A 25,719-nucleotide genomic window follows, 5' to 3' on the forward strand; every position below is an offset into this window, starting at 1 on the left:
GGTGGGCAAGCCATAGCCTTCGCCGACATAATCACTGTTCGCCACCACCGCCTCACGCGGCAATTCACCCGGTACACCGAGCAGTTCCCGCGTCTGCTGCGCCAGACGCCAGACGTTGTGCTCCTGTTTTTCGCGCGGAGCGCGGACGCTAATCCCGAGGAGAGGAATACCGCTGTGCGTGGCAGTTAAGCCCGCAATCAGGCCAGCCTGTGTACCTGCGCTACCGGTGGCATGAACGATATGATCGATGCGCAGCCGTAGCTGGCTGGACTGCCAAAGCAGTTCTTCCGCGCAGGAGACGTAGCCCAGCGCGCCGATAGCGTTCGAGCCTCCACCGGGGATGACATAAGGGGTGTGGCCCCTGGCTCGCAGGCTTTCCGCGTGTTGTTCCATTGCCTGCTGCATATCCGTACCGCCGGGAAGATGAGCGATAATTTTGCCGCCGAGTAAACCGTCCAGCAGCACATTGCCGGATTGCTGATACTCATCACCCAGCGTCGTGACGCGTTGTTCGAGAAAAATATGCGTTTCCAGACCCAGTCTGGCTGCCGCCGCGACGGTCTGACGCACATGGTTAGACTGCGTGGCGCCCTGGGTAATGATAATATCCGCCTGTTTTGCCTGGGCATCGCCCAGCAAAAACTCAAGTTTGCGGGTTTTATTGCCGCCAGTGGCGAGGCCTGTGCAATCGTCTCGTTTTATCCAGATATTTGGCCCCTCCAGCAAGCGTGAAAGCTGCGTGAGAGGCTCCAGAGGGGTCGGGAAGTGGCCAAAATGAAGCCGGGGGAAACGCGCCAGATGCATAATAACTCCTGTAAAAAATGACTATGCAGCAAATTAAAATTTGGCCGCGAGGATAAAAGGTTCATACAATATTAAGTATGACTATATTTATTTTCTCACTGATGACTTACCAAGTTTTTCAGCTATGGTTATGAGAAAAAAAGATAAAATAGTGCTTTTATTTATTTTGTTCATCAGCACTAATTAACCGGACATAATACCAACGCTTCGAACAGATAACCCAAAGACGTATTTAACCAGGCAGACAACCTCAGGTATTTAATGCTTCCAGGGCGACAAACGCCTGCCAGCTCACCTCATCGATCCAGATACCCTCTTGCTGACGGCGGGTATACGCGCGCAATTCCGGCTCTCCGGGGATCTGCACATTGCGCCCTTCCTGCCCGCTACGCACCCAGTCCACCTGCGCTAATAGCGCCTGCTGGTAACTCTCCTGCACCCCCAGTCGCGCAGGATCAAATAAAATCGACAGCATATTGTTGATGATTCCGGCACGTGGCGGAATTTGCTGGCTTTCGGTTTCGCCGCCGGTCAGCGCAGCGCCGAGTAGACTACAAATCAGCGACAATCCTGCGCCTTTATGCCCGCCAAAAGGCAGCAAGGCACCGAACGGTTCCGTCATTAATACCGCAGGGTCGGTGGTGGGTTGTCCGTTCGCATCTACCGCACATCCTTCAGGGATGGCTCGCCCTTCATTCCATGCGATGCGCGCTTTATTGCCTGCTATGGCGCTGGTTGCGAAGTCAAGGATAACCGGGGGCCGGTTCGCGAGCGGTACCCCGACACAAAAAGGATTTGTGCCGAGTCGGGCACCGAGTCCATCGAAAGGCAGTACGACCGACGGCGCGGCCACGTTGGCAAAATGGAGCGAGACCAGTCCGGCGTCCGCCGCCTGTTCCGCCCATGCGCCGATTCGTCCAAGATGGTGGGTATTAGACAATCCGATTATTGCCACCCCAAACTCGCGCGCACGCTCAATACCCACGGCCATGGCCTGTTCGCCTAACGCCTGGCCGAAGCCGTGCCCCCCATCAAAAGAGACGATCGGTCCGGCATCAGACAACATGGTGAGCGTGGCGCCAGGGTTCAAATCCCCTGCCAGAATGGCCCGAATATAGCGCGGTAACAGGGTCACGCCATGAGAGTCGTGGCCTTTTAGTGAGGCTTCGACCAGGTTATCCGCGACCTTTTGAGCGATATCAGGTCCGGTGCCAACCCTTACCAGATGGCGCTGCAAAAGCGAACGTAAATAATGATCCGAAAATAAAGGCATGATGAGGCTCGCAATGACTGCCCCTACATTGATAAGGGCTATTTAAAAGATGAACCCGACTATACTGAGAATATATTTATGACCTAAACATGAATAATGACTAAGCTTTTCCGCCTGGTAAATAACAAGCCACAAATATCGTTATTCATTTCTCTGATATTCATTTTCATTTAAATCACTTCCTTTCCCGCTCGCCTCTGCCCATGATTTTTGGCTGAGAAACACCTTTCTGGGAAACTGAAATGAATAAAACAAGCAGAATACTCGCCTGTACGCTGGCGCTTTCCGCCCTGGGCGGGATAAGCCAGCCGGCATTAGCGGAAGGAAACATTAGTATTGCGCAGCAATTTGGCATCGGCTATTTAATTCTTGATGTGGTACGTGACCAACGGCTTATCGAAAAAGAGGGTCAGAAAGAGGGGCTGGATATAAAAGTAGAGTGGCGCACCATTTCCGGAGTGACCGGGATGAATGAGGCCCTGCTCTCTGGCGCTCTGGACGTTGCGTCAGCCGGGGTTCCTCCCGTACTCACCCTATGGGATCGCACCAAAGGTAAGCAAAATGTGAAAGCGATTGCCTCGCTGGGGTCGATGCCCAATTATTTGTTGAGTAATAATCCGGCGGTAAAAAGCATTAAAGATCTATCCGCAAAAGATCGGATCGCCGTACCGGCAGCAGGCGTCGGTTTTCAGTCTCGGACATTACAAATCGAGACCGCGAAATTATATGGTGACGGGGACTTCAAACGCTTCGATAAAATTAGCGTCAGTTTACCGCATCCGGACGCCAGCGCGGCATTAATTGCCGGCGGATCGGAGATTACCACCCACTTCTCAAGCCCGCCCTTCCAGTATCAGGCGCTGGAACATAAAAACGTGCATAAAGTGCTCAGCTCCTATGACGTACTGGGGGGACAGGCAACCTTTAATGTTCTCTATACCACCCAGAAATTCCATGATGAAAACCCCAGAACCTATAAAGCGTTTTATCGCGCGCTCAGCGAAGCCGCAAGTATTATTAACCGTGACAAAAATGCCGCTGCCGAAACTTACATTCGCGTTGAGAAATCGCGGCTGCCTTTACCGCTGGTACAAAAAATTGTTAACGATCCCGAAATAAGCTTTACGGTTTCCCCTGAACGTACTGGCGTATATGCCGAAAAACTCCATGAGCTTGGGATACTGAAAAATAAGGCCGGCTCGTGGAAAGATTATTTTTTTAACGAAGCATGGGAAAACCCCGGCAGCTAAACCGCGATACTGGAGGCTATGATGGTCAATCAGCAAATTGATGGCCCGCTGCTGCAGGTCAGCCATGTCGATATTGAATACCGCACGCGTGAACGCCGGGTACGCGCGACGCACGATGTCAGTTTTGATGTCTGGCCTGGGGACCGCTTTATTCTGCTTGGCCCCTCAGGCTGCGGAAAATCGAGCCTGTTGAAAGCCGCAGGCGGTTTTATTGCCCCGCGCAGCGGTCAAATTTCGCTTGCAGGGACGCCAGTTAGCGCCCCCGCTCCGGACCGCATGATGGTATTCCAGGAGTTCGACCAGCTGCCGCCGTGGAAAACGGTGCTGGAAAACGTCATGTTTCCTCTGCTCGCCAGCCGCAAAGCCAGCCGCTCACAGGCAAAAGAGACGGCGCTGCATTTCCTTCACAAAGTCGGTCTGGCGGAATTTGCTGACGCGATGCCCCATACGCTCTCCGGCGGCATGAAGCAGCGCGTCGCCATCGCCCGTGCGCTGGCGATGAAACCGCGCATCCTGCTGATGGACGAACCCTTCGCCGCCCTGGATGCGCTGACGCGGCGCACGATGCAGGAAGAGTTGCTGACGCTCTGGGAAGAAGAGCGCTTTACGCTGCTTTTCGTCACCCACTCGATTGAAGAGGCGCTGGTCGTAGGCAGCCGTATTCTGGTGCTTTCGCCGCATCCAGGGCGCGTCCGGGCAGAGCTTAATTGTCATCAGTTCACGCTTAATGATTTCGGCAGCGAGGCGTTTCAACACGCGGCTCGTCATATTCACCATCTGTTATTCCCGACGACCGGCAACGGTCCGTCTCACTCATCCGGCGAGGAGCCAGCGTATGTCCCAGCCACCGTACATCCGTCCTGAATTCGAACGCGAATTACCGCCGCTACGTAATCTGCCGGTGGAAACGCCGCTACCCTTAAGCCAGCGCCTGTGGAATCAGGCATGGCTGCGTAAGTCTGTGATTGTCGCCCTGGTGCTGGCGCTATGGGAGATCGCCGCGCGAATACAGCAAAACGATCTGATGCTGCCCGGGGTATTTCAGACGCTGCAGGCGTTCAGTGAAGACCTGCGCAATGGCGAACTGCCGGAAAAAATCGTCAATTCACTCAGTACCCTGCTGAAAGGATATCTGGCCGGCAGCGCGCTGGCGCTGATTGCCAGCGCCCTGGCAGTAACCACGCAGTTTGGTCGCGATCTGCTCAGCACATTAACCGCGATGCTCAATCCACTGCCGGCAATTGCGCTGCTGCCGCTGGCTCTGCTGTGGTTTGGCCTGGGAAATGCCAGCCTGATATTTGTACTGATACATTCCGTCATGTGGCCCATCGCTCTGAATACCTGGTCCGGATTTAGCAGCGTGCCGGAAACGCTGCGCATGGCCGGGCGCAACTATGGCCTCCGAGGGCCACGCTATGTGATCACGATTCTTATTCCGGCATCGTTGCCCGCCATCCTTTCCGGTTTGAAAATAGGCTGGGCTTTCGCCTGGCGAACGCTGATTGCCGCCGAACTGGTATTTGGCGCCTCCAGCGGCGAAGGGGGTCTGGGCTGGTATATATTCCAGAATCGCAATGAGCTGTTCACCGACCGGGTATTTGCAGGGCTGTTAACGGTCATCGCGATTGGTCTGCTGGTGGAAGGCATCGTATTCGCCAGTCTGGAAAAGATCACAATTAAGCGCTGGGGGATGCAGCGTTAACCCCACATTCATTCAGGCAGCTACTGCGCCCCCCATTAAAACGTCCGCTGGCGCCTTTCAGGCTGGCTCGCCGTGTTGCCGAAGTCGCGGCAACACGCCTTATCCTTACCACGATATGATAAAAGCCCGCGGGGAAATCAGCGGGCTTGTGGGATTGTCGTCATGGTCCATCCCTGGCGTGCTTGACACCGCTACCGCGAAGCAAACCTTGCAACATGCTCTGCGAGAAAATCAATTTCCTGCGGCGTATTATAAAAAGCCAGCGAAGGCCGGACGGTACTCTCATAACCAAAGTGGCGCAGGATCGGTTGCGCGCAGTGATGTCCGGATCGTACGGCAATGCCGACCTGACTGAGATAGCGCCCCACGGCTGCATTTTCATGACCCGCCAGCACGAAAGATAAGACGCTGGTTTTGTTCGCCGCGGTACCGACCAGCGTCAGGCCCGGAATAGCCGACAGCTTCTCGATGCCATACTCCAGTAAGGCGTGCTCGTACTGCGCAATGTTTTCTATCCCCAGCGAGGTGACATAATCGATAGCCGCCCCCAGCCCGACGGCATCAGCAATATTGCCCGTCCCCGCCTCAAACTTATTCGGCGAGGGCTGATAGCGCGTCAGTTCAAAGGTCACGTCGGCAATCATGTTCCCGCCGCCCTGATAAGGACGCGCCTCTTCCAGCACCTCCTGCTTGCCATAGACCACGCCGATCCCGGTCGGCCCAAAAATTTTATGGCCGGAGAAGACGAAGAAATCGGCATCCAGCGCCGTCACGTTGGTCGGGATATGCGAAATAGACTGCGCGCCGTCGATGGCAATGCGCACCCCAAAACGATGGGCGATCTGCACCAGCTCCTGAACCGGCGTGACGGTACCCAGCGCGTTAGAAACGTGGGTCGCGGAGACAAAGCGGGTCTTATCGTTGAACAACCGGATATATTCCTCAACGATCAGCTGACCGTGCTCATCAACCGGCGCAACGCGGATCGTCGCGCCCGTTTCCTGGGCAATAAGCTGCCACGGTACAATATTGGCGTGATGCTCAAGCAACGTCAGGATAATTTCATCCCCCGGTCGTAATAGCGGCTTCACGTAGCTGTGCGCTATCAGATTGAGCCCTTCCGTGGTTCCGCGCACGAAGATGATATTTTCCGGGCCGCGGGCGCCGATAAAACGCGACACTTTCTCACGCGCGGCTTCATAAGCATCGGTGGAACGAGCGGCAAGCGTATGCGCCGCCCGATGAACGTTCGAATTCTCATGTAAATAATAGTGGCTGATACGATCGATAACCTGCTTCGGGCGCTGGGTCGTCGCGGCATTATCCAGCCACACCAGCGGATGTCCGTCCACCTGTTCGCTAAGGATCGGGAAATCAGCGCGGATACGTTCTACCGGGATCTGTCCAACCCGCGCCGGCGGCGCCGTTTTTACGCTGGAAGGGGGTAACGGCGCGAATCCGCGAGGCGCAATATCCGCCCTGCTCTCCTGGCCCAATGGCAGCACCCGCGGCGCGTAAGCGGCTTCGGTCGCACGCGGGCGTGCGGGCGCGTCGTCAGGTAGCCCCTGCAGATCGCGCGCATCGGGCAGACCATAATCACGCGCGGAGGGCGCGTCGCCCGCCCATCCGCCGGGCGCATAGGGAAGCGTGAATAAATTACTCGTAGTCATAATATTCACCCACTTCAACATCCTCCAGCACGGCAATGGCGTCATCGGCCAGGATCGCAGCGGAGCAATAAAGTGAGAGTAAATAGGAAGCCACGCCGTTATCGTCGATCCCCCGGAAGCGCACCGACAAACCGCGAGACTGTTCGTTTGGCAGCCCTTCCTGATAAAGACCCAGCACGCCGCGTTTGCTTTCACCGGAACGAATCAACAGGATATTGGTTTTTCCGCCCTGGCCTTTCGGGTTTTTCAGACCATCGACAAACAGCTTGTCGGAAGGGATCAGCGGAATACCGCGCCACAGGATAAACGTGCCCCCATGCAAATTCACGGTGACCGGCGGCACGCCGCGTCGCGTAGCCTCACGCTGAAATGCGGCAATCGCGCGCGGATGGGCCAGAAAGAAGGAGGGCTCCTTCCAGACTTTGGACAACAGCTCATCCAGGTCATCCGGCGTTGGACGGCCATTGCGGGTCTGAATACGCTGCGAGTCGTCGATATTTTTCAGCAATCCATATTCATCGTTATTGATCAGCTGACTTTCCTGGCGCTCGCGCAGGCTTTCAATCGCCAGCGCGATTTGCTCTGAGGCCTGGTCGTAGGGCGAGCTGTAGAGATCGGCGATTTTGGTATCGACGTTTATAATGGTCGTAATCGAATCCAGCTGGTATTCACGCGGCGTGGTCTGATACTCGATATAGCCCTGGGGTATTTCAACGCGCGACGGATCCTGGCTGCATAATACATCCAGCGGCGTCTCCCCCTCCACGACCTTGTTCACCCGGTAAATTCCCGATTCCAGGCCCTTATAATCGAGAAAACGGCTGACCCAGCGCGGGGTGATTGCCGCAAATTGCGGTGCCGTTTTGGTCACGTTCGCTAACTGATACGCGGCTTCACGCCCCAGTGCATTAATGCCTTTTTGTTCTGCCATAATGATTCCTTAGTGTTTGAAAGAGTGGAGCTGAAGGTTAGTACTGCGGCAAACGGGTATCGACATCCCGTGCCCAGGCGTTTAGGCCATCTTTTAAATTCATCACGCGCCCCTGATAACCTGCGCGCTGGAGTGCCCGAATGGCGAAAATACTGCGCTGCCCTATCTTGCACAGAAATACCGCATCGACCGTCGGGTCGAATTCACCGATACGTCTGACTATCTGGCCCAGCGGCATCACTTTTGCCTGCGGAAATTTTGCAATCGCCCTTTCGTGGGGTTCACGAATGTCGATCAGCTGCAGGGGTCTTCCCTCCTCTATCCAGGCGTGAAGCTCAAGCGCCGTGACGCTTTCAACCGGAACTTCTGCTTCATCAGGTTTCAGCCCGCAAAACTCCTCGTAGTCGATGAGCGCATGAATCGAGGGATGCTCACCGCATACCGGGCAGTCGGGAGCCCTCTCCAGCCGCAGCTCGCGTTGCTTCATCTGCCACACATCGAAGAGCAACAGGCGGCCAATCAGGCTCTCGCTGCCGCCGACGATTAGTTTGATCGCTTCCGCCGCCTGAATGGTGCCGATAATCCCCGGCAGCACGCCGACAACGCCGCCTTCGGCACAGGAAGGTACCAGCCCCGGCGGCGGGGGCTCGGGATAAAGACACCGGTAGCACGGGCCTTCCCCGGCATAAAAGACGCTGGCCTGCCCTTCGAACTGGAAAATGGAGCCATAGACCAGCGGTTTACCCAGCAAAACGCAGGCGTCGTTGATCAGATAACGGGTGGGATAATTATCCGTACCGTCGACGACGAGGTCATATTCCCCAATAATTTCGAGCGCGTTTTTGCTGCTCAGGGTGGTGTTATAGGTCACCACCTGTATCTCGGGGTTGATGGCTTTAATCTTGTCTTTCGCCGAAGCCACTTTGGGTCGGTTGATATCTTTGGTGTTGTGAATGATCTGCCTTTGCAGGTTGGAGACGTCGACAAAATCAAAATCGACAATCCCCAGCTTACCGACCCCCGCCGCAGCCAGATAAAGCGCCACCGGCGCCCCCAACCCGCCGGTGCCGATAAGCAATACGCGGGCAGCCTTCAGCCGCTTTTGCCCCTCAAGCCCGACTTCCGGCAGCAGCAGGTGGCGGCTGTAGCGGGCAATTTCCGCATGCGTCAGCTCCGTCAGACGGTCACCCGGGATAATGCTCGGTCTGCTCATATCGCCTTCCCGACGCCGCCGGCAATGGCGGGAACCAGCAGCACTTCCGCCCCATCGCTAACCGGAGTCTCCAGCCCGCCGGTGGTTTTAATGTTGTTCTCTCCCACGTAAAGATTGATGAAACTGCGCAGCGCGCCCGTATCGTCATACAGATGCGGCTGAATGTCAGGAAATCGCTCCGCCAGCGCTGCGACCAGCTGCCCAACGGTGTGGCCTTCGAGGATCACTTTCCCCTGACCGTCGGTGAAGGCGCGTAGCGCAGTGGGAATCAGTAATGTCGATGCCATAGTGGTAATCTCTCCGCGTTTTGTTCTGGTTTCCGGCAACGTTGTGCCCGTTATTCACGTTATAAAACGATCTGCACGTCCTCCTGCAAAAAGCGCTGGCGGTCCTGGGTCAGCCGCCAGCTGGTCAGTGCCCCCGCCTCGCGCTGCGCGACCGCCACGATGATATAGGCGTAAAACGGCAGCGCATGTTCGCGATCAAATTCAGATGGAATGGCCGGGTGATCGGGGTGCGAATGGTAATAGCCGATCACGTCCACATCCTGAGCCAGCGCAGCGCGTTCCGCCCGCAGGGAGTCATCGGCGGTGATGACAAAACGGTGGTACTGCTCCTCCGACTCGCGAGCATTAACAATGGGGAAAATCGCCGTCACGCGGGCATCGCCCTGCGCGTAAAAGTGGCCAAAGAGCGCACCGCAGCATTCGTTGGGATAGGCCTTTTCCCCTTCAGCGCCAATCAGCCTGGTGATTTCTTGAGTTAATTCAATCATGGGTTTCATTCCAGAAAGCGTCAGTCAGATAACGCGAGCCGACATCACACAGCAGCGTGACCACCACCGATCCCGCCGGCAGCGTGCGGGCCAGCCGCGCGGCGGCGGCGACATTAGCGCCAGAGGAAATGCCGACAAAAATGCCGTCCCGCCGGGCGAGGCGCCGCGTGCTCGCATAAGCCTCCTCGGTGGTGACGGGAATAACGTCGTCGAACAGGGTTTCGTCGAGAATGCCAGGTTTAATGCTGCTCCCCATATGCTTGGTCCCTTCAATGCCGTGGAATGGCGAAGCGGGCTGTACGGCGAGCGTTTTCACGCGCGGATTTTCATATTTAAGCCGCCGCGCGGTGCCGACGAAGCTGCCGGAGGTGCCCATACCGGCAACAAAATGGGTGATCTGTTGCCCGCTCTGCTCCCAAATCTCTTTTCCGGTCGTTGCGAAATGCGTATTCGGATTGACGGGGTTGTTATATTGGTCCGGATAAAAATAACGTTCCGGATGCGCAGCAACTTGTGCCTGAACTTCAATATAGGCGCCGTCAGAACCTTCCAGCGGATCGGTCTCCACAATCGTGGCGCCATAATGACGAATAATACGTTTGCGCTCCGGGCTGGTATTCTGCGGCAGATATAGCCGGACGTGATATCCCAGCGCCGCGCCAATCATCGCGTAGGCAATGCCGGTATTACCGCTGGTCGCATCAATAATCGTTTTACCCGGCGTTAATAACCCTCGAGCAATCCCGTCCAGCACCATCGCTTTCGCCGCGCGGTCTTTCACCGAGCCACTGGGGTTCATAAACTCTGCTTTTGCCAGCAGCGTTACGCCAGGTAGCTCGGCGGCAAAAGAGGGTAACGTGATTAACGGAGTAGCGCCGATCGTTTCAAGTAAATTCATAATGATTATCACGCTGTTATTTTATTTATTCCGATGCGCTGGTCATTTCATTTTATTATCGGCGGAATTAAATTCCGTCACCGTCGCTGAAATGTTTTTGCTGTACCCGGGCCTGCTGCACATGACTATCCGGCGGAACATCACGGGTCAGCCATATATTTCCGCCAATGCTGGAACGCGCGCCGATAGTAATTCGCCCTAATATTGTTGCGCCGGCGTAAATAACGACATCATCTTCAATGATTGGATGGCGAGGATAGTTTTTTTGCAACTGCCCGTCATCGCCGGCAATAAATCGTTTGGCCCCAAGGGTAACCGCCTGGTAAATACGCACGCGTTTACCGACGATGGCCGTTTCACCAATCACCACGCCGGTTCCGTGATCGATAAAGAATCCGTCATCAATCTGCGCGCCGGGATGAATATCTATTCCGGTCTGGCTGTGCGCTTTTTCAGATATCATTCGCGCCAGCAGAGGCAGACCGAGCTGATGCAGCTCGTGGGCAAGACGATAGTGCATCACGGCGTGAATTCCCGGATAGCAGAGCAGAACCTCATCCATGCTGCGCGCGGAAGGATCTCCCTGATACGCCGCGAGGATATCGCGATCGAGACGCTGACGGATGACCGGCAAACGGTTGGCAAACTGCTGAACCCGCCTGACCGCCTCCTGCGACAGCGTGTGACTCGCATCCTGCTCATCTGACTGATAATAAAGTTCCAGGACCGCTTCTTCAGTCAATCGGTCAAGCGAGGTGCCTAGTAAATGACCGACGTAATAATCTTCGCCCTCTTTGCGTAATTCAATATCACCTAATCGCATCGGATAAAGCACTTTTATCAAGGTATCGGTGACTGAATTAACGCTTTCCCGGGAAGGTAAACTACGTTTATTACGATAATTATTTTTCGCATGTTCATCGCGCCACGCCTGACGAACGCGACGGAGTTCATCGACGACATTATTTAAATGCCAGTTATTTTCTCTTTTCGGCATGAGATACAATTCACCCGCTTCCGGCATAATAATATCCTTCTTAAAATCGCATCGATAAATCTTTTTTGCGTCACCTCACTTTTATGCATTACCCACATTAAAAACAAATAACCATATAGACTTTGAATAGCTAAAAAGAGTAAATACTTTTAAATCAACACATTCGACAATCAACCACACCCGGCGAATACGATCGATGCGTCCCCCCTCGCCAGAGCGGCTCGTTCGCGATGGTACGAAAATGAGGCGGGGTGAAAAAGGGAGTCATTAACGCCACCGTTCAGTTGGACAATGAGGGAAAATTTATAGCGAATTTATTGCAAAGCATAACTGATTTTTAGCTATTGATTATGAGGAATTAACGTAACACTTCCGTTATTAAATCATGATGTTTAAGGTTCCCTATGCGCGCTTTATCCGATGCTCCCGCTAATGAATTCGAGCCAGTACGTTTTGTCCTCACCGATATGGATGAAACGCTCACCTGGCAGGGCCGTTTGTCGGCCGCCGCCTATACCTCGCTTGAACAATTGCAGTCCGCCGGGATACGGGTGATCCCGGTCACCGCCGCGCCGGCGGGCTGGTGCGATCAGATGGCGCGGATGTGGCCTGTTGACGGCGTCATTGGCGAAAACGGCGGGCTTTTTTTCCGCCGCACCGCGGACGGGCATGGCATCGAGCATCATTACTGGCACGCGGACGACGCCACGGCATCCGTCGCCGCCCGGCTGCGGACCATCGCCGACCGGGTCCTGGCAGCGCTACCGGAAGCCCGTCTGGCGGACGATCAGCCCTTCCGCCTGACCAGCCTGGCCTTCGCGCGGCCTGCCGACCCGGTACTGGAGCGCCGCATCGTCAACACGCTGCGGCAGGCGGGTGCCGACGCTACCGTCAACAATCTGTGGGTGCTGGGCTGGCTGGGTGGCTACGACAAGCTGACCATGACGCGCCGTACTCTGGCTCAGCACTACGGCGTCGATATCGATCGGGAGCGGGAAGCTATTCTCTACAGCGGCGATTCAACCAACGACGCGCCGATGTTCGCTTTTTTCAAACACACGGTAGGCGTCAGCACCGTCCGGCAGTATCTGGATCACCTCCCCGTTGCCCCCCGCTGGGTAACGCTCGGCCCCGGCGGCGCAGGGTTCGTGGAGATGGCGCAGGCGGTATTCGGCCAAAAATCCCTCTGAAAGCAGCAACTTATCCACCAGCTTAACGATTCCCCGGCGCCCTGGTTTTTCTCTCTGGCTTTCAGAAAATGTTGCAGCGGTTGCCTGACGTTCGCAGGCAGCCGGTTCCCATCAGTGCTTCGTTATGTACACATCCCATAACACCATGTCTTATATTAGTTTTTTCTTACTGATAAAAACCAATACCGTCATTTTTACCGTATGCAAAAAAGTTTTCCGTTTGGTGATCCAGCGACGTTTCCAACGAAACACTTTTGTTCATAGAAACAGCGTCTGGACGTTTCCATTTCATGCCAAATCGATCAAAAATGGTGCATTAATGGCAAAATTTCACGTAAATGATGCAATAAAACGGCAGGTAACGACGGCGGGTTTGTATCAAAAAAGAATGGCTTAGCTTTTTTCTATATAACGTTATTCGTATATATTTGTTTTCGCACACGGCGCAAAGAATATAATTCTCACTAATCCGGCCCCCAAATAATTAAGCCGGGCTAATAAAATATTCCGCCAGCAATTTCTGGCAAGATGCTATGTCCGGAAGGTGTGCAGTGCCAACATGGTTACCCTTAGCGATTGATTCTTTCTGGCCAATGCTTTCCGCGGGGCTGAAATTCACCATTCCCTTAACGCTGATCTCTTTTATTCTTGGGCTGTCGCTCGGGTTTGCGGTGGCACTTTTGCGTCTGTACGGCCCGGCCTTTTTAAAGCCGGTGATACGGTTTTACGTCTGGCTGATTCGCGGTACACCGCTGCTGGTGCAGCTATTTTTGATTTTCTACGCGTTGCCGAGCGCTGGGCTAACCATTGATGCCTTCCCTGCGGCGGTGATTGGCTTTACCGTCAATATTGGTGCGTATACCTCAGAAGTGATCAGGGCAACGCTGCTGGCCGTGCCGAAAGGGCAATGGGAAGCTGCCCATTCCATCAGCATGACATGGGCGCAGTCGCTGCGTCGTATTATTCTGCCGCAGGCCGCGCGCATCGCCGTGCCGCCGCTCTCTAACACCTTTATTTCACTGGTAAAAGACACTTCGCTGGCGTCGGTGATCACCGTACCGGAGATGTTTCTTGCCGCGCAGCAAATTGCGGCAGTGACCTATGAACCGCTGATTCTGTACAGCGAAGCGGCGATTATTTATCTGTTCTTCAGTTCGGTGTTATCGCATTTGCAAGAGAAGCTGGAGCGGAAATTAGCGGGTACGACAGTAAAAGGTCAGGTCAATGATAACGCTCTCCAGCATTGAAAAAAGTTTCGACGGCAGCCGGGTGCTGAAGAACATCAATTTAAAGATTGAAGAAGGCACGGTAACCACGCTGATTGGCCCTTCAGGCAGCGGGAAAAGCACCTTATTGCGCTGCATTAATTTGCTGGAAATTCCTCAGTACGGGGAGCTGACCATCGGCAAAGAGCGCATCACATTCGCGCCGGACACGCGGATAAAAGGCCAGGATATTCGTCGCATCAGCCGCCAGACCGGCATGGTGTTTCAGAACTTCGCGCTGTTTCCGCATATGACCGCCCTCGACAACATCACCGAAGGGCTGATTACGGTGCATAAATGGGATCGCGAACGCGCCCGCCGCCGTGGTGAAGAACTGCTGGATAAAGTCGGCATGCTGCACAAATGCAACGCCCTGCCGAATACGCTCTCTGGCGGCCAGCAGCAGCGCGTGGCGATTGCCCGCGCGCTGGCGCCGTCACCGGCGGTGCTGCTGTGCGATGAACCGACTTCCGCACTCGATCCTGAGCTCTCCGGCGAAGTGGTGGCCGTGCTGCGCCAGCTGGCGCTGGAAGGAACAACCATGATCATGGCGACCCATGATTTGCGTCTGGCGGCGAATATCGCCAGCCAGGTGGTGTTTCTGGAAGCCGGGGAAATTGTTGAGTCCGGCTCCGCTAACGATTTGTTTTTACACGCGAAGAGACCCCGAACTGCGGAGTTTATCGCCTCTTTAAGCACCGCGCTCCCGTAATCCGGGGCGAGTTAATAAAAACAACATAGGGTAATGCAGATGAAAGCACTCGCAACATTAGTCGTCGCCGGGATTATGCAGCTTGGTTTTGCCCACGCAGCGCTGGCGCAGGATGATTTGGCAAAGATTCAGTCCGCTGGCGTACTGAAAATCGGTACTGAAGGCACCTATCCGCCGTTCACTTTCCACAATGCTTCCGGCACGCTGGAGGGTTTTGACGTAGAGATTGGCCGTGAAATCGCCAAACGCCTGAAAGTGAGCCCGCAGTTCGTAGAAGGGAAATGGGACGGCCTGATCGCCGGTGTCGATGCGAGCCGTTACGATGTGGTGATTAACCAGGTCGGCATTACGCCAGAACGCCAGAAGAAATTCGACTTCTCCGAGCCGTATATCGCGTCTAAAGCGGTGCTGATCGTCAATGACAAAAGCAGCATTAAAAGTTTTGAAGATCTGAAAGGCAAAAAATCAGCCCACACGCTGACCAGTAACTATGCGCAGATCGCTCGTAAATACGGGGCGGATATTGTGCCGACCGATGGCTTTAACCAATCTGTGGATTTAGTGGTGCAGGGCCGTGCCGATGCGACCATCAACGACAACCTGTCGTTCCTCGACTTCAAAAAACATAAACCGGATGCGCCAGTGAAAATTGTCGCAACCCAGTCTGACGCGGAGAAATCCGGCGTGTTGCTGCGCAAAAACAACCCGCAGCTGAAAGCGGCGATTGATAAAGCGCTGGAAGAGATCAAGGCCGACGGCACCTACGAACGTATTTCCCAGAAATACTTCGGTGCGGACGTGTCGAAGTAATTTTTAACCCCGCTGTAAAAGAGAACCGTAAGCCCGGATCGGGTTTACGGTTTTTTTATCATCACAAGACTGTAAAATGCGCTAGCTACGCTTTCTGCGAAATGTTTCTTCAACTGACCGGGAACGCCTTTACAGACTTCCTGTTTATCGACGTCGGAGATTTATGATGCCGTACAAGCTCTATACAGCCGTGTTGCTTCTCGCTGCCGCAAGTTTCTCTGCAACGGCAATTTCTGCTTCACCCCCTTCGATTGGCAATTTGATCAATGAACGTTTGTCCTTGATGAAAGATGTTGCCGGATATAAAGCGCAACATCACCAGGCGATTGAAGATCTACAGCAAGAGAAGAAGGTTCTGGAGAGCGCCACTGCTGATGCTGATTCGCTGGGATTAAAAGGCGAGAGCGTAAGGCCATTTATTCAGGCGCAGATGGACGCCGCCAAGGCGATTCAGTACCGCTATCGCGCCGACTGGTTGGCGGCGCCGGAAACTGACTGGCGGCCTCGCCCGCTTCAGGATGTCCGGACGCAAATCGGCCAACTTAGCCATCGTATTCTGCAAAGTGTGGCGGCACGATTAAAGTCCGGGCAACCTCTGACGGAACAGGGCCAGGAGGCATTTATGCACGCCGTGCAGCAGAAGAATTTACACGAGCAGGATAAGCATAGAATCTGGGAAACAATGAAAGGGATTTCGTTGAAAGATTAAGTAAAAAGCCCCGCTGAGGCACTGAGGAATCCCCATTCATGGGCAGGTGAAAAAGACAAGCATAGCGTTTTGTGATCTACTGATTGTGCAACCAATTCAATGAGATCACCCCTATGCTTGCAGTATCAGGGGGAAGAGAGCCCAGCCTGATTCAGCTATAGCGCAGCACTCCTCCCCTTCGACCTGGCAGCATCACACGCTAACACTGTTCAGCCCGTTGCGCAGACTTTCCACTGAGTATTGCGCCGGTGGGTGCAGTATCGGCCGCGCGGATTGCCGAAGTGAGATACTCTGGAACAGCCTGACGGACAATATGTTAACAGTGCCCTGTTGACCCGCATGTGGGCCAGACAAGAAACATGCCTTCACTTTCCGGAGGGACGTTCCTGAAACCAAATTCTTAAACGCGTATGCTGAATCCATGTATCCCCCTGTCAGCGCTCATTCAATCGTAGCTACGATGATTTACGAAGAAGATTAAGGGCTAATGACATTCACCCCATATTCTGATAACAGAATGATGAACATCATCCAGATCGCGAGGTTCATGACCGGATTGCCAATACTCTGAATACCCAGTCAAATTAATTCACCGGTGAGAATCAGAACCCCTACTTCAGCTGTTGCTCAAAATAAACTCGTAGCGTTCCGGACGAATGAAAAAGCGAGAGTTCTCAGCGCACTGCCCGTTTTCAAACCAGGATGTTCGCTCCAGTAGAAAAAGCGGCGCGTTTTTATCGGTTCCCAGCACGTCAACGAGTCCCTTATCCGCGAAGGCCAGCCGGATGGCAATATCGGAGCGACTGATGTGATGTTGCGTGGCTTTTTCTAACAGGACCCAGGTCGGTTCCTTCTCGGTCTCTTCCCAGCTCAGCTCATGAGGAAATGCAGGGAAATGACTGTAACCCACCGCAATGGGATCATTATCCACCAGATGCAGCCGTGAAATAAACGTCAGCGTCCGGGACATTTGAAACAGCGATTGCAGCGACTCTGGCGTTGGCACCTCCTCTTTGACCAGCAAACGCATTGTGGCATTCAGCCCCTGCTGCTTTAGCGACTCATGAAAGCTACGCATGACGTTGATGCCATGTGCAACCTTCTTGCCCGATATGTAGGTTCCCTTTCCCTGCTTGCGCTCGACAATCCCCTGCTCTGTCAGATGCTTCAGCGCGAGCCGTACCGTCACCCTGCTGACCGCAAATCGCTGTTCAAGCGCAGCTTCAGCGGGCAGTTTTCCGCCAGGTTGAAAATGCCCGGCGGCAATTTCCTGCCGCAGGGTATCGGCAATCTGCCGGTAGAGCGATGTGATGTTTTCACGCACCAGTGTCATTCAGGTTCCGTCTCTCGTATTCCGTTCGGATCTAGTTTAGTCAGAAGCGATCTTAGATCAACTTGTATTAATACGTATTATAACCACATCTCATTATTTCTTATACATGACGCTCAGCATGACCAATTCTCAACCATACGCACTGGCGGTAGACAATATCACTTTTCGCTATCCCGGCGGCGCGTCGGTATTCAGCCATTTCAGTTTTCATGCCCGCCAGGGAGAGTTTGTGGTGTTGCTGGGCCCCTCGGGGTGCGGTAAGAGCACGTTACTCAATCTGCTGGCCGGTTTCACAGAACCAGAGCGGGGAGCCGTGCGGATTGGCGGTGAGCGTACCACGCCGGAAAACCATCGGCTTGGCTATGTTTTTCAGCAGCCACAGCTCTTTGGCTGGCTGACCGCGCTGGAGAATGTCCGGTTCGGATTGCGGATGCAAAGGCGCGAGGACGTGGCCTCTCAGCGCCGACGCGCTATGACATATCTGCAACGTGTGGGCCTGGTACATGCCGCACATCAGTTGCCGCACCAGATGTCCGGGGGCATGCAGCAGCGCGTGTCACTGGCTCGCGCGCTGGCGCTGGAGCCGGATGTTCTGTTAATGGACGAACCATTTGCTGCGCTCGATGCCATCACCCGTGGGGACATGAACGAGGAGACACTACGTCTCTGGTCCGCCATTGGGCAGACAACGGTCTTCATCACCCACGATATTGAAGAGGCTGTGTTTCTTGCTGACCGCGTCATCGTTCTGAATCGTGCACCCGGTGGCGTACACAGCGAATTGTCTATCGCCTTACCGCGCCCGCGAAGCAATCTGGAGACGCGACAGCTTCCGGCTTTTGCCATGTACCGTAATGAATTACTGAAGCGCATTACCGATGTGATGCAGCAGTCCGACAACCACTCACTCTAACAAAACGGAACATCAATCAAATGGGTAAATCATTTCTTGCTGTGCTGATATCAGGGGTTTTATTCAATGCTGCTGACGCTGCGGATTCCCAGCCGCTGCGTATTGGCTGGGTCTATGCGCTGGCCAACGCGCCTGCACTTATCGCCGAGAAAGAGGGTTTTTATCAGCAGGAAGGGCTGACCGTCGAGCTTAAATCCTTTGGTGATGGTCCCGTCATCAGTCAGGCGCTGGCGGCGCATGAACTTGATGCAGCCTATATGGGTGCGACACCGGTATTCCAGTGGTTTTCGCGCGGGCTCAAGGGGCAAATTATCGCTAAGGTGAACAGCGGACAGGCCGCGCTGATCGTTCCCGCACAGAGTGCTATTTCCCGGTTGGCTGACCTAAAAGGCAAACGCATCGCTGGCGTCAAAAAAGGGAGCGGAATGGATGTTCTGCTGCGCGGTGTGGTGCTGCAACAGCAGGCAGGTCTGGTTGCTGACAAAGATGCTCAGATCCTGAGTATGCCCGCCGGTAACATGCCCGCTGCGCTGCAGCAGGGCGTTGTGGATGCAGCCTTCACCTGGGAGCCCTTTGTCAGCGAAGCACTGCTGCGCGGCGACGCCAGACTGCTGCTCGATGTAAACAAAGTCCAACCGGGTTATCCGTGGTATGTACTGATGGCGTTACCGGAGACCCTGAAGGACCGCCCGGACGATGTAGTGAAGCTTATCCGTGCGCATCAGAAAGCAGTGGATTTTATCAATCAGCATCCTGCAGAAGCCGATCGGATCATGGCCGATGCGTTTAAGCTGCGGGCCATTAAAACCGCTGACGGTAAAACGCTGCCGCCGGAGGCGCTGGTTCAGGAAGCCCGTAAACGTATTGAGTGGTCTGTGTCACTGACGAAGAAAGATGGCGCCTTTTTTGAGCAGCTGATGAAGGACTCACAGACGCTGGGCTACATGCAAAAGGCGCCAGAGCTGAATGAATTTGTTGATACGCAGTGGCTGACAAAAGCAGGGATAACGCAGTGAAGTTCAAACCAAACTGGGGCTGGGCTTCCCTGCCCGCGTTACTCATGGTCTGGGTTATCGTTGCGAGTCACTATCCCTCTTATGTGTTGCCGCAACCCTGGGACGTATGGCGGGAAGCCATACGCTGGTTCAGTGATGGTTCCATCTGGGGTCAGCTACAGGCCAGCCTGCTGGAAGAATTCACCGGCTTTTTGACTGCCGTGCTGCTGGCACTGATTCTTGGCGTCAGCGCCGGACTTTCCGATCGCGTCAGGGAGTTCCTTACGCCACTGAACAGCCTGTTTATGGCTATCCCGCCCATCGCATGGGCACCGCTGATGCTGCTGATCTTCGGCCTGGGATTCGTTTCCATCGTGGTGGTGATTGTCATCGCTGCGCTGTTCCCGATGTGTCTGGCCATTCAGGAGGGGATCCGCGGCATCCGTGGCGGTGAAGTGCGTGCAGCACGCACGCTGGGAGCTCGACCGTTTCAACTGCTTCTTCATGTCTATCTGCCCAGTTCCCTGCCATTTATCACCGCCGCACTGCGCATCGGATTCAGCCAGGCATGGCGTGCGCTGGTGGCAGCGGAAATGCTCGGCGCCTCTCAGGGCATAGGCTGGATGGTTGCCATGGGCGGACAGACGGGTAACAGCAGTCAGGTACTACTGGGAATTTGCCTTATCGGGCTTATCGCCTGGTTAATGGAAAATCTTGTTTTTCGCCGCATTGAACAGCGCTATCAGCGCTGGCGCGCCCAATAATTGTGAGGTTAATGTGAGTCAGTTCGATATCCGTGATGCAGGCGATTACATCGCTCCGAAGGGCTTGTATGAGCAGAATAAAGCCCGGCCGTTTCTGGGCAGTGTGGCCTGCTCGCATACTCAGTTGACTGCCGGTGCGTGGGAAGAGATCCAACTGGTATATACCGTGGGCGCCAGCGGGCTTGCTGACGGCGCATGGCTGAAGCTCGCCTTTAAATTTTACTCGGACTGGGCGCTGTTTCAGACCAGCGATCCCTCGGCAGCCAACTATGTCAGCGCCGAGTATCAGGCAGGCCCGCTAGTGCCAGGACAGAGCCCTGCCACGGTCCAGCATTTGAAGGTGCGTTTTGATCAGAAGGGGCACGAGCGTCCGTTCCAGAAAGCCATTCTGATCGACATTATTGATGGCTACATCAATCCGGGAGACAAAATCATTATCCGCCTGGGCGATCGGCGCCATGGCGGGGGCGGTACGCGTGTACAGAGTTTCGTTGAGAAAGCTTTCCGCTTCCGCCTGTTTGTTGATCCGCTGGGGAGCTCAAAATTTGCTGAGGTGCCCGGCGATACGCTGCTGGATATCGTGCCCGGTGAGCCCGCTTCTCTTGCCGCGATCGCGCCAAGGTTACTGGCACCTGAAACGCCTTTCTCCGTTATCGTCCGGCTGGATGACCGCTGGGGGAATACCTGCCGGAGCCTGCCGCTGGCAGGATGCCTGACGCTGACCTCATCGGGAGGTGAAACACAGCATCATGATTTCCGGCTGGCCGAAGAGGGCTGGGCGATTGCGCGTATCAGCAATTTGCATCTCTGCGCAGGAGAATGGTCGTTCAGCGCCGCACTGGGCGCGCTGCCCTTGCTGGAAGGCAAAGGATGGATAACGGTGGAGGAAACCGCCACAGGTCTGCGCCCGCTCTATGCCGATCTTCATGTGCATTCTGATGACACGGTTGGTACCAACGACACGCTGTATAACCTCAGCTACGGGCGTGATGTCGCCGGTCTCGATATTCTTGGCTATACCGCCAACGATTTTAACGTGACTGAAGCGCGCTGGAAGCAGGCGGTAAAGCTGATTAATGCGCTGAACCAGCCAGACAGTTTTGTCTGCTATTCCGGTACCGAGTGGTGCGGTAATACCTGCGCCGGTGGCGATCATAATGTGGTGTTCCTTGAAGATGATGAACCTCAGTTCCCGTTTGATAATCAGGGGCGGCTGGTGCGTTCATTCGAGTGGAATGAGTTCACTGCCGGAACCATCAAACCGGGTGCATGGCCACTTGATGAACTTTATGCGGCCTACGCACGCGAACCGCACAAACATCTGTTAATCCCGCATGTTGGCGGGCGTCGCTGCAACCTGGACTGGCATCACCCGGAGCTGGAGCGCTTGATAGAAGTCGGTTCCGCCTGGGGGCAGTTTCACTGGGTCTATGCCGAGGCGCTCGAACGGGGCTATCGTCTGGGCGCGACCGCCAACAGCGATGAACATCAGGGGCGATGTGGTGGTGGCGTGCCTGCGACAGCCGTCTTCGGATCCCGTGGAGGCCTGACTGGCGTACTTGCTGAACAATTCGACAGAAAAGGTGTGGCTGCAGCGCTTCGTGCCCGCCACACCTATGCCACAACAGGTGAACGAAGCTATGCCGAGTTGCGTGCGGGCGATGCGCTGATGGGAGATGTAGCGGAATTCAGTTCAGCAGATGTACTGCGTTATCGTCTGTTAGGCGATGCGGGCTGGGAAGCGGTAACGCTTTACGATGGAGAAAGAGAGGTATGGCATCGCGATTTGCACGCGGAATTTGGGCGCTCTAAATATCAGTTCCGGGTGCGTCTGGGGGGTGCACGCATTAAGGACCGCTATCGGGGTGCTTACTGGACGGGACATATTGAGGTCACAGGGACACCAATCAATGCGTTTTCCCTCTCGGGCGCAGATCACCCGGAGCAGACCGTCTGGCGTAAAAGTCATACACAGATTGGCTTGCGGACCGACACCAATGGTGACAGCGACACAGTTACTGTCAGTACCGGTGGGCTGGCCGGAGCAAAAATACACGTTCATCTGGACATCAGTAGCTATATCAAAGTGGGCGATCCGCTTTTGCCACAACCACATGCCTGGGCGCCGGTTTTTGAAACGGATATTGATGGTCAAACGCTTCTGATTGCAGGCAAAGAGACTTTTACGCTTCCAGGCACCGAACTTCAGGTAGATATTGAACTGGTTACCGAACAGCCGCTTCCACGTGATATCAGCGGCGAAATTCCACTTTCTGAACTTATCCTGTCAGAAAAACGGGAACATCCGTTCTTCATCAGTGCCAGGCAAAAGGACCAGTCCCGGATTTGGACCTCAGCCATCTTCTTAACACGTTAAAGAGTGGCATGCGGCAATTTCTTGCCGCATTTTCGGTAGCTATTTGTTGTTTAAGAGTCAGACCGTATTGCAATATCTGCGAAAAGGTCGCCGTCCTGCACCAGCGTCTCCAGCGCACCGCTGCCCTGATGTCGTTTTCCCTTACGTACAATGTTGATGAAGGAAGTGTAGCCCCGTTACTTTATCCGTACCCAATATACTGGGGTGTTAGCCAGCCAAACCCGGCATGATTACTGCCCCCAGTCGTCCATGATCCGGGGGATGCTCCCTCGCTCAATCGTGATGGGAGTGCCAACGATCCTTACGGAGAGGCTCCTTCGCCGTGTTTCTCAGCCCTGCGATTTCTCGCCGTCGCCAATCTGCCAGATAAATGTTGGCGCTTCGCCGTTAACCAACCAGTTACCGATATTTCGCGCCTTATAAATCACCGGATTGTGCGATGCCACGGTGCGCGCGTTGCGCCAGTGCCGATCCAGGGCCTTACTCACTCGCGTATCCGACGCGCCGAGGGCGTTGAACAGCTCGGTGGCCGCACGCGGGATCCAGTCGCTGGCAATCACCTGCGCCTGCGCCGCTTCGACTTCAGCCAGGCGATTGCGCTGTTCAATGAGCGCTTCGTCGCCGCTGGCATGCGCAAGGTAGGCCTGATGCAACGATTCCGCCGCCTGCAATACCGCCGCCCGCGTCGCCCAACTCCAGCTACTGATTTGTCCCACAACCTGGAGTACCTGCGCATCGTCGCGCGGCACGGCGGCATTGCCGTGGCTGTACATCCGGGTCCGCTTTTTCACGCCTTCGGCGACGTCACGCTCAACTGCCAGGCCAATTCCCGCCAGCGTCGCCAGCAGGATATGCTGATAAAACGCGGTCTGATAACGAAAGCGCTGCGCAAAGTCGTAGACGTGATCCTGCTCCACCTGCGCCTGTTTGAAGCGGGTCGTGCCGCTGCCGGTCAGACGCTGACCGAAGCCGTCCCAGTCATCCTCGCGTTCAACGCCGGCCTGGCTCGTGCTGACCAGCGCAATCACATCGCCCTGGTTGTCGCTGCGCCGGGCGAAAACATCTATCCAGTCGGCAAACAGCGTACCTGTGCTATAGAATTTCTCACCGTCCAGCCGCCAGCCGCCTTCAACGGGCGTTACGCGGGTGAAAACCTCCCCCAGCCTGACCGCGCCGATTTCGGTCCAGCCGCTGCCCACCAGCTCGCCGTCGAGGAAGCGACGGAACCAGCGATCGCGCGCCGGCGAGTCAGGTTGATTGAGGCGGTCTTCAACGAAGGCGAAATGCGCCCGCAGCGCCTGCGGCAGGTTGGAGTCGGCGTGAGCCAGCTCAATAAGCAGCGCAATTAATTGCGGCAACGACGCGCCCCAGCCGCCCTTTTCCCGCGGAATGCGTACCGTGCCAAATCCGGCCTCTTTCAGCCAGCGGATCTGCTCATCGGGCAGGATGCGGTTTTGTTCGCGCGCCGCCGCCCCCTGCGCGATACGAGCAAAAATCGGTCGGAAGGTCGCCGCCAGCTGTTCATAGTCGGTGCCGGTAGAGAGTAAAGTCATTTTCTGTTCCTCAATGGTGGCTGTCGTCAATGTCATATTGGGTAGGCTCATGGCGTACCGCGAGCAGGAAGAAAATTGGGATAATGGCGGCCAGCGATACGACCCAGAACATTTGCGTACCGAGCGATGCCTGCAGCAGCGGCAGCACAAACAGCGCCAGCGCGCTGCCAATACCGGAAAGCGCGCGGCTGAAGCCGACCCCGGTGGCGCGAATCGCGGTTGGGTATGAAAGCGCCGGATAGATCATCAACTGCGCGCCGGGACCAAAGCCCTCGGCAAACAGCCACAGCCCCAGCATCGCAATCGCCAGCGCTACACCCAGCGCGGCCTGCGGCTGCCCCACCAGCGCGAGGACGATCAGGGCGATAAACTGCAGTGCGAACCCGGCGATCGCGACGTGTCGCGACGGGTATTTCCATGCCAGGTGCATCCCCAGCAGCCCTCCGGTAAAGGCGAACAGCGCATTGAGTCCCAGCGAAGCGGAGATGGTTTCGAACACGCCAGCGCCAAGGAATTGGGCGAGAATGGACGGCAGGAAAAAGGCGATCGCCGTATACTCAAATGAGATACAGACGTTCATCACTCCGGCGACAATAGTGCGTTCGCGGTACGGTTTTGCAAATAGCACGCGAAAGCTCACTTTAGGCGGTGGAGCAGGACGTTCTGGCGGTGCTTCGTGAGCGTTGATCCCGTAAGAGTCGCGCAGAATACGCACAGCCGAGGTCAAATCGCCCTGGTTGGCCGCCCATAACGGCGATTCATTCATGAATTTGCTGCGCACGGCAATAATCAGCAGCGCCGGAACCGCGCCGAACAGCAGCGATGCGCGCCACAGCCAGTCCAGATGTTCTTTTGGCAACAGGAAATAGAGCCCAAAGATGATTAAAAAACAGACCGTCGAGGCGGCGTACCACATCGGACACCAGGCCGCGAGCCGCGCGGCCTTATTACCCTTCCCGCTAAAGCGGGAAAACTCGGCCAGATAAGACATGGCGACCGGGAGATCGATCCCGACGCCAATCCCCATCAGAAACCGAGCGCCGATTAATACCCAGACATTCGGCGCCAGTCCCGCCGCAATCGCCGATACCACAAAAAATAGCATATCGGCCATAAACACCGAATAACGGCCATATTTATCCGTCAGCCAGCCGCCGATTAAATTACCGATAATCGTGCCGACCATTATTGACGAGGTGACAATGCCGGTTAAAAACGGCGAGAGCTGGAATTCCCGCACCACATCATCAATACCGTAAGAGAGCGTGGTTAAATCATAAGCGTCGAGGAATACACCGCCGAGCGCGAGGAATACAATCATCCGCGCATATTTACTCTGCTCCCTGCCGGAATTAATTAATCGCGCCACATCCCCGACGCTACTCACCGGCGCCGAAACGGCGCCAGCATTATCAACAGACAGAGTACTCATATTATTTACCTTATATAATTGTGCAGGTGACTCTGGTTATAAGCCGGGCTTTAGCATATTAAAAACAATAAATAATCATATAATTATCAATATATTCAATAAGTTAATAAATAATAACGCCAGTAACCGGGCGAGCAAACGCCCGTCCGGTTA

The 25,719-nt window shown here is 55.0% G+C and carries 24 protein-coding genes; 12 read left to right on the top strand and 12 right to left on the bottom strand.

All coding sequences use genetic code 11. The features are described from left to right. Both FQK12_RS16830 and FQK12_RS16835 read right to left on the bottom strand, forming a co-directional pair. Positions 1-804, bottom strand: an 804-nt coding sequence (locus FQK12_RS16830; RefSeq protein ID WP_261393124.1) for a D-cysteine desulfhydrase, incomplete at its 3' end; no start/stop codon positions are given. Between the two features lie 250 nt (positions 805-1,054). Then, positions 1,055-2,077, bottom strand: a complete 1,023-nt coding sequence (locus FQK12_RS16835) for a malate/lactate/ureidoglycolate dehydrogenase (RefSeq protein WP_014229061.1) — start codon at positions 2,075-2,077, stop codon at positions 1,055-1,057. A 242-nt stretch (positions 2,078-2,319) separates the two neighbouring features. Between FQK12_RS16835 and FQK12_RS16840 the strand changes: the two genes are divergently transcribed. From FQK12_RS16840 to FQK12_RS16850, 3 genes are read left to right on the top strand one after another with little or no spacing between them, the layout of a single operon-like run. After that, complete coding sequence (locus FQK12_RS16840) at positions 2,320-3,327, top strand: ABC transporter substrate-binding protein (protein WP_014229060.1); 1,008 nt, start codon at positions 2,320-2,322, stop codon at positions 3,325-3,327. Between the two features lie 21 nt (positions 3,328-3,348). Beyond that, positions 3,349-4,191 (top strand): ABC transporter ATP-binding protein, encoded by an 843-nt coding sequence (locus FQK12_RS16845; RefSeq protein WP_014229059.1) that lies wholly within the window; start codon positions 3,349-3,351, stop codon positions 4,189-4,191. Next, on the top strand, positions 4,163-5,029 hold the full coding sequence (locus FQK12_RS16850; protein ID WP_014229058.1) for an ABC transporter permease: 867 nt from the start codon (positions 4,163-4,165) through the stop codon (positions 5,027-5,029). Before FQK12_RS16845 ends, FQK12_RS16850 begins: the two co-directional genes overlap by 29 nt. A 191-nt stretch (positions 5,030-5,220) precedes the next feature. Here FQK12_RS16850 and FQK12_RS16855 read toward each other — a convergent pair whose 3' ends face one another. The 7 genes from FQK12_RS16855 to epsC all read right to left on the bottom strand — a co-directional run bounded on the left by FQK12_RS16855 (position 5,221) and on the right by epsC (position 11,513). Beyond that, entirely contained in the window at positions 5,221-6,699 is a 1,479-nt protein-coding gene (locus FQK12_RS16855; RefSeq protein ID WP_014229057.1) for a cysteine desulfurase, read from the bottom strand. Beyond that, the gene (locus FQK12_RS16860; protein ID WP_014229056.1) at positions 6,686-7,630 is read right to left on the bottom strand and encodes a family 2A encapsulin nanocompartment shell protein; all 945 of its coding nucleotides are present in this window, start codon (positions 7,628-7,630) and stop codon (positions 6,686-6,688) included. The genes FQK12_RS16855 and FQK12_RS16860 overlap by 14 nt, the downstream gene beginning before the upstream one ends. Positions 7,631-7,667: 37 nt before the next feature. Further along, the gene (moeB, locus tag FQK12_RS16865; protein WP_014229055.1) at positions 7,668-8,843 is read right to left on the bottom strand and encodes a molybdopterin-synthase adenylyltransferase MoeB; all 1,176 of its coding nucleotides are present in this window, start codon (positions 8,841-8,843) and stop codon (positions 7,668-7,670) included. After that, positions 8,840-9,130 (bottom strand): MoaD/ThiS family protein, encoded by a 291-nt coding sequence (locus FQK12_RS16870; protein ID WP_014229054.1) that lies wholly within the window; start codon positions 9,128-9,130, stop codon positions 8,840-8,842. The genes moeB and FQK12_RS16870 overlap by 4 nt, the downstream gene beginning before the upstream one ends. 59 nt (positions 9,131-9,189) lie before the next feature. Then, the gene (locus FQK12_RS16875) at positions 9,190-9,618 is read right to left on the bottom strand and encodes a Mov34/MPN/PAD-1 family protein (protein ID WP_014229053.1); all 429 of its coding nucleotides are present in this window, start codon (positions 9,616-9,618) and stop codon (positions 9,190-9,192) included. Beyond that, positions 9,611-10,516 (bottom strand): PLP-dependent cysteine synthase family protein, encoded by a 906-nt coding sequence (locus FQK12_RS16880; RefSeq protein ID WP_014229052.1) that lies wholly within the window; start codon positions 10,514-10,516, stop codon positions 9,611-9,613. Before FQK12_RS16880 ends, FQK12_RS16875 begins: the two co-directional genes overlap by 8 nt. A 67-nt stretch (positions 10,517-10,583) precedes the next feature. After that, on the bottom strand, positions 10,584-11,513 hold the full coding sequence (epsC, locus tag FQK12_RS16885; protein ID WP_025107020.1) for a serine O-acetyltransferase EpsC: 930 nt from the start codon (positions 11,511-11,513) through the stop codon (positions 10,584-10,586). 404 nt (positions 11,514-11,917) lie between these two features. On the opposite strand from epsC, the gene FQK12_RS16890 reads away from it, so the two are divergent. From FQK12_RS16890 to FQK12_RS16910, 5 genes are all read left to right on the top strand, one after another. Further along, the gene (locus FQK12_RS16890; RefSeq protein ID WP_014229050.1) at positions 11,918-12,703 is read left to right on the top strand and encodes an HAD-IIB family hydrolase; all 786 of its coding nucleotides are present in this window, start codon (positions 11,918-11,920) and stop codon (positions 12,701-12,703) included. A gap of 551 nt (positions 12,704-13,254) precedes the next feature. Continuing rightward, positions 13,255-13,950, top strand: a complete 696-nt coding sequence (locus FQK12_RS16895; RefSeq protein WP_014229048.1) for an amino acid ABC transporter permease — start codon at positions 13,255-13,257, stop codon at positions 13,948-13,950. Beyond that, positions 13,928-14,680 carry an amino acid ABC transporter ATP-binding protein gene (locus FQK12_RS16900; protein ID WP_014229047.1) on the top strand — a complete coding sequence of 251 codons (753 nt, stop codon included), beginning with the start codon at positions 13,928-13,930 and terminating at the stop codon, positions 14,678-14,680. The genes FQK12_RS16895 and FQK12_RS16900 overlap by 23 nt, the downstream gene beginning before the upstream one ends. 39 nt (positions 14,681-14,719) lie before the next feature. Then, positions 14,720-15,490 (top strand): amino acid ABC transporter substrate-binding protein, encoded by a 771-nt coding sequence (locus FQK12_RS16905; RefSeq protein WP_014229046.1) that lies wholly within the window; start codon positions 14,720-14,722, stop codon positions 15,488-15,490. Positions 15,491-15,653: 163 nt separating this feature from the next. Continuing rightward, complete coding sequence (locus tag FQK12_RS16910) at positions 15,654-16,199, top strand: chorismate mutase (protein ID WP_102962110.1); 546 nt, start codon at positions 15,654-15,656, stop codon at positions 16,197-16,199. Positions 16,200-16,815: 616 nt separating this feature from the next. Here the strand turns inward: FQK12_RS16910 and FQK12_RS16915 are convergent. Further along, positions 16,816-17,532, bottom strand: coding sequence for a GntR family transcriptional regulator (locus FQK12_RS16915; RefSeq protein ID WP_014229044.1), 717 nt, complete (start codon positions 17,530-17,532; stop codon positions 16,816-16,818). Positions 17,533-17,650: 118 nt separating this feature from the next. On the opposite strand from FQK12_RS16915, the gene FQK12_RS16920 reads away from it, so the two are divergent. From FQK12_RS16920 to FQK12_RS16935, 4 genes are read left to right on the top strand one after another with little or no spacing between them, the layout of a single operon-like run. Then, a complete protein-coding gene (locus FQK12_RS16920) occupies positions 17,651-18,445 on the top strand; it encodes an ABC transporter ATP-binding protein (RefSeq protein ID WP_050595113.1) in 795 nt (264 codons plus the stop codon). A gap of 20 nt (positions 18,446-18,465) precedes the next feature. Then, the gene (locus FQK12_RS16925; RefSeq protein ID WP_014229041.1) at positions 18,466-19,461 is read left to right on the top strand and encodes an ABC transporter substrate-binding protein; all 996 of its coding nucleotides are present in this window, start codon (positions 18,466-18,468) and stop codon (positions 19,459-19,461) included. Continuing rightward, positions 19,458-20,204 (top strand): ABC transporter permease, encoded by a 747-nt coding sequence (locus tag FQK12_RS16930; protein WP_014229040.1) that lies wholly within the window; start codon positions 19,458-19,460, stop codon positions 20,202-20,204. Before FQK12_RS16925 ends, FQK12_RS16930 begins: the two co-directional genes overlap by 4 nt. Positions 20,205-20,217: 13 nt before the next feature. Continuing rightward, a complete protein-coding gene (locus tag FQK12_RS16935; protein ID WP_014229039.1) occupies positions 20,218-22,581 on the top strand; it encodes a hypothetical protein in 2,364 nt (787 codons plus the stop codon). 329 nt (positions 22,582-22,910) lie between these two features. Here the strand turns inward: FQK12_RS16935 and FQK12_RS16940 are convergent, their stop codons facing one another. Together FQK12_RS16940 and FQK12_RS16945 are read right to left on the bottom strand one after the other, a co-directional pair. Then, positions 22,911-24,134, bottom strand: coding sequence for an acyl-CoA dehydrogenase family protein (locus FQK12_RS16940; protein ID WP_014229038.1), 1,224 nt, complete (start codon positions 24,132-24,134; stop codon positions 22,911-22,913). Positions 24,135-24,144: 10 nt separating this feature from the next. After that, positions 24,145-25,566, bottom strand: coding sequence for an MFS transporter (locus FQK12_RS16945; protein WP_014229037.1), 1,422 nt, complete (start codon positions 25,564-25,566; stop codon positions 24,145-24,147). Positions 25,567-25,719: the final 153 nt, after the last annotated feature.

Source organism: Klebsiella sp. ME-303 (genome assembly GCF_007910085.1).
Classification (GTDB): Bacteria; Pseudomonadota; Gammaproteobacteria; order Enterobacterales; family Enterobacteriaceae; genus Klebsiella; species Klebsiella michiganensis.

What these genes read in the sequence shown, in the direction of transcription:
- FQK12_RS16835 (WP_014229061.1), bottom strand. Translation starts at nt 2,077, where the DNA reads ATGCCTTTATTTTCGGATCATTATTTACGTTCGCTTTTGCAGCGCCAT.
- FQK12_RS16840 (WP_014229060.1), top strand. Translation starts at nt 2,320, where the DNA reads ATGAATAAAACAAGCAGAATACTCGCCTGTACGCTGGCGCTTTCCGCC.
- FQK12_RS16845 (WP_014229059.1), top strand. Translation starts at nt 3,349, where the DNA reads ATGGTCAATCAGCAAATTGATGGCCCGCTGCTGCAGGTCAGCCATGTC.
- FQK12_RS16850 (WP_014229058.1), top strand. Translation starts at nt 4,163, where the DNA reads ATGTCCCAGCCACCGTACATCCGTCCTGAATTCGAACGCGAATTACCG.
- FQK12_RS16855 (WP_014229057.1), bottom strand. Translation starts at nt 6,699, where the DNA reads ATGACTACGAGTAATTTATTCACGCTTCCCTATGCGCCCGGCGGATGG.
- FQK12_RS16860 (WP_014229056.1), bottom strand. Translation starts at nt 7,630, where the DNA reads ATGGCAGAACAAAAAGGCATTAATGCACTGGGGCGTGAAGCCGCGTAT.
- moeB (WP_014229055.1), bottom strand. Translation starts at nt 8,843, where the DNA reads ATGAGCAGACCGAGCATTATCCCGGGTGACCGTCTGACGGAGCTGACG.
- FQK12_RS16870 (WP_014229054.1), bottom strand. Translation starts at nt 9,130, where the DNA reads ATGGCATCGACATTACTGATTCCCACTGCGCTACGCGCCTTCACCGAC.
- FQK12_RS16875 (WP_014229053.1), bottom strand. Translation starts at nt 9,618, where the DNA reads ATGATTGAATTAACTCAAGAAATCACCAGGCTGATTGGCGCTGAAGGG.
- FQK12_RS16880 (WP_014229052.1), bottom strand. Translation starts at nt 10,516, where the DNA reads ATGAATTTACTTGAAACGATCGGCGCTACTCCGTTAATCACGTTACCC.
- epsC (WP_025107020.1), bottom strand. Translation starts at nt 11,513, where the DNA reads ATGCCGAAAAGAGAAAATAACTGGCATTTAAATAATGTCGTCGATGAA.
- FQK12_RS16890 (WP_014229050.1), top strand. Translation starts at nt 11,918, where the DNA reads ATGCGCGCTTTATCCGATGCTCCCGCTAATGAATTCGAGCCAGTACGT.
- FQK12_RS16900 (WP_014229047.1), top strand. Translation starts at nt 13,928, where the DNA reads ATGATAACGCTCTCCAGCATTGAAAAAAGTTTCGACGGCAGCCGGGTG.
- FQK12_RS16905 (WP_014229046.1), top strand. Translation starts at nt 14,720, where the DNA reads ATGAAAGCACTCGCAACATTAGTCGTCGCCGGGATTATGCAGCTTGGT.
- FQK12_RS16910 (WP_102962110.1), top strand. Translation starts at nt 15,654, where the DNA reads ATGATGCCGTACAAGCTCTATACAGCCGTGTTGCTTCTCGCTGCCGCA.
- FQK12_RS16915 (WP_014229044.1), bottom strand. Translation starts at nt 17,532, where the DNA reads ATGACACTGGTGCGTGAAAACATCACATCGCTCTACCGGCAGATTGCC.
- FQK12_RS16920 (WP_050595113.1), top strand. Translation starts at nt 17,651, where the DNA reads ATGACCAATTCTCAACCATACGCACTGGCGGTAGACAATATCACTTTT.
- FQK12_RS16925 (WP_014229041.1), top strand. Translation starts at nt 18,466, where the DNA reads ATGGGTAAATCATTTCTTGCTGTGCTGATATCAGGGGTTTTATTCAAT.
- FQK12_RS16940 (WP_014229038.1), bottom strand. Translation starts at nt 24,134, where the DNA reads ATGACTTTACTCTCTACCGGCACCGACTATGAACAGCTGGCGGCGACC.
- FQK12_RS16945 (WP_014229037.1), bottom strand. Translation starts at nt 25,566, where the DNA reads ATGAGTACTCTGTCTGTTGATAATGCTGGCGCCGTTTCGGCGCCGGTG.